Genomic DNA, 2969 nt, shown 5'->3' on the forward strand with positions numbered 1-2969 from the left:
GTCCCGGAACCGTCCCGGTCCCCGGGCGGCCCAGCCCCAGCATCCGTCCGACACGGCCTCCCCGGCCGGCCCCCACCCCTGGGAAGCCCCTGATGGTGAGCGAAGACACCCTGCGCCTCGCACCCGTTCCCGACGCCGCCGTCGACCCGGGCCCGGCGGAACACCGCCAGCGGACCCGGCCGGTGTTCGTGGACGCCTCCGGGCGGCGCAGACGCCTGGTCCGCAGGCTCGGCGTACTGCTGGCAGTGATGGGGGCCGGCTATGTCGCCCTCCTGGTCAGCACGGTCCTCGGCGGCCCCACGGTGCGGACGCCGCTGCTCCCCGCCTCCCAGCCCGCGCACCACCGGGCGCCGGTCGGCGCGGTGCCGTCGGCTCACCCGGCTGCGGGCACCCACCGTCCTGCGGCCGGCGACGGAGCGTCCCGCACCCCGGTGTCGGCGCTGCGACCCGCCGTCAGGCCGCACGCCCCGGCCACGGCGGCGACCCCCTCGGCCGGGGCGACGACCCGGGCCGCCGGTACGGCGCCGGCCGCCGTGCCCACCGCGCCCGCCGCCATCGCCACGGCGAAGGGCCGCGGCAACTCCACCGCGGCCCCCGGTGCGAGCCACCGGCCCACCTCGCACCCGTAGCCCGTTCCCACCAGAGAGCCTGCCGTGACCGAATCACGACACCGCCACCGGGCCGCCTCCGCCCGCTCCGTGCGGACCGTCCCCCTGCGCACCCACTGGCTGCTGCTGGGCGTGCTGCTGCTCACCCTGTCGGCGGCGCTGCTGCTGCAGGGCTACACCCAGCACATGTTCGACAGCACGGCGGACGGTGCCCCGAGGGTCCAGGGAGCAGCGAACGCCGTCCCCGCCCAGGTGGCCTCCGGGGGTCCGGTGGTGGAGGGCGCGGTCGCACGCACCGCCCGGCCCCGCAGCCGCACCGTCGCTCTGACCTTCGACGACGGCCCGGACCCGGTCTGGACGCCCCGGATCCTGGACGTCCTGCGGCGCAACCATGTGCACGCCACCTTCTTCCTGGTGGGCACCCAGGCCGCCGCCCACCCCGACCTGGTCCGGCGGATCGTCGCCGAGGGCCACCAGATCGGCATCCACACCTTCACCCACCCCGACCTGGGCACCACCGCGTCCTGGCGGCGCTCGCTGGAGCTGCGCGAGGCCCAACTGGCGGTCGCGGGCGCCGGCGGCGTGGTCACGCCGCTGCTGAGACCCCCGTACTCCTCCTCCAACGACGCCCTGGACAACGCCGACTGGGCGGCGGTCCGGCAGGCCGGTCAGGAGGGCTACCTCACCGTCCTCACCACCCTGGACAGCGAGGACTGGCAGCGGCCGGGCGTCGACCGGATCGTCGCCAACGCCACCCCCCGCGGGACCGCCGGCCAGATCGTGCTGATGCACGACGCGGGCGGCGACCGGGCGCAGACCGTCAGCGCCCTGGACCGCCTGGTGCCCGCACTGCGGCAGAAGGGCTTCCGGCTCACCACGGTCAGCGACGCGGTGGGCATCCCCGACCCGGTGCGGCCCGCGGGCACCCGCGACCACTGGCAGGGGATCGCGCTGATCCGCGCGCTGCAGCTCAGCGGCTGGGCGCTGACCGCGATCTCCTGGCTGCTCTGGGCGGCGGGCGCGCTCAGCGTGCTGCGCGCCGTGGCCGTGGTGGTGGCGGCCCGGCGGCACGCCCGGCTGCGGGACGTCCCCTGGGGGCCGCCGGTCCTCGAACCCGTGAGCGTCATCGTCCCGGCCTACAACGAGAGCGCGGGCATCGAGGCGGCGGTCCGCTCCCTGCTGGCCTCGGACCATCCCGTCGAGGTGATCGTGGTGGACGACGGCTCCACCGACGGCACCGCGGACCTGGTGGAGTCGCTGGGGCTGCCCGGCGTACGCGTCATCCGGCAGCCGAACGCGGGCAAGCCCGCCGCGCTCAACACCGGGATCGCGGCCGCCTCCTGCGACCTGGTGGTGATGGTCGACGGCGACACGGTCTTCGAACCCGACGCGGTCCGGATGCTGGTGCAGCCCTTCGCCGACCCCCGGGTCGGTGCGGTCTCCGGCAACGCCAAGGTCGCCAACCGGGGCGGACTGCTGGGCCGGTGGCAGCACATCGAGTACGTGGTCGGCTTCAACCTGGACCGGCGCCTCTTCGACCTCGCCGAGTGCATGCCCACGGTGCCCGGCGCGGTCGGCGCCTTCCGCCGGCAGGCGCTGCTGGGCGTTGGCGGGGTCAGCGACATCACCCTGGCCGAGGACACCGACCTGACCATGGCCCTGTGCCGGGCCGGCTGGCGGGTGGTGTACGAGGAGCGCGCCCGTGCCTGGACCGAGGCGCCCGCCTCGCTGGGCGCCCTGTGGCGGCAGCGCTACCGCTGGTGCTACGGCACCCTCCAGGCGATGTGGAAGCACCGCCGGGCACTGGTCCAGCGCGGCCCGGCCGGGCGGTTGGGCCGCCGCGGGCTGGGCTATCTGCTGCTCTTCCAGGTGCTGCTGCCGCTGCTCGCCCCGGTGGTGGACCTCTTCGCGCTCTACGGGCTGGTCTTCCTCGACCCGCTGCGCATCACCGGTCTCTGGCTGGCCTTCCTGCTGCTGCAGACGGCCATGGGCGGCTATGCCTTCCGCCTCGACGGGGAGCGGCCGGGGCCACTGTGGAGTCTGCCGCTGCAGCAGTTCGTCTATCGGCAGCTGATGTACCTGGTGGTGATCCAGTCGGTGTTCACCGCGGCGGCGGGCACCCGGCTGCGCTGGCAGCGGATGGAACGGTACGGAACCCTCCGGCAGCCCGTCGCGGAGCCCCCGGAGCGGTACGGGACCCTGCAGCAGCCCGTGGCGGAGCACCCGTCGCCCGGCACGGGTCCGGCAGCCCCCGCCCGGGTCCCCGCCCAGGGGGCCCCCACGGCGCTCGCGGACGCCTGGTACCACGAGGCCCGCGCCGCGGAGGGCTCGGGCGACCCGGCCGCCCCCCCGGTGTGGCTC

General features: G+C 75.9%; 2 protein-coding genes. Both read left to right on the top strand.

The window, feature by feature from the left end:
- Positions 1-92: 92 nt before the first annotated feature.
- Positions 93-629: a hypothetical protein gene (locus tag AOK09_RS36080; protein ID WP_055591395.1), complete on the top strand. Its 537-nt coding sequence runs from the start codon at positions 93-95 to the stop codon at positions 627-629.
- A 24-nt stretch (positions 630-653) separates the two neighbouring features.
- On the top strand, positions 654-2969 hold a 2316-nt coding region (locus AOK09_RS36085), incomplete at its 3' end, for a bifunctional polysaccharide deacetylase/glycosyltransferase family 2 protein (protein WP_245687643.1).

The sequence above is a fragment of the Peterkaempfera griseoplana genome, assembly GCF_001418575.1.
Taxonomy (GTDB): Bacteria; Actinomycetota; Actinomycetes; order Streptomycetales; family Streptomycetaceae; genus Peterkaempfera; species Peterkaempfera griseoplana.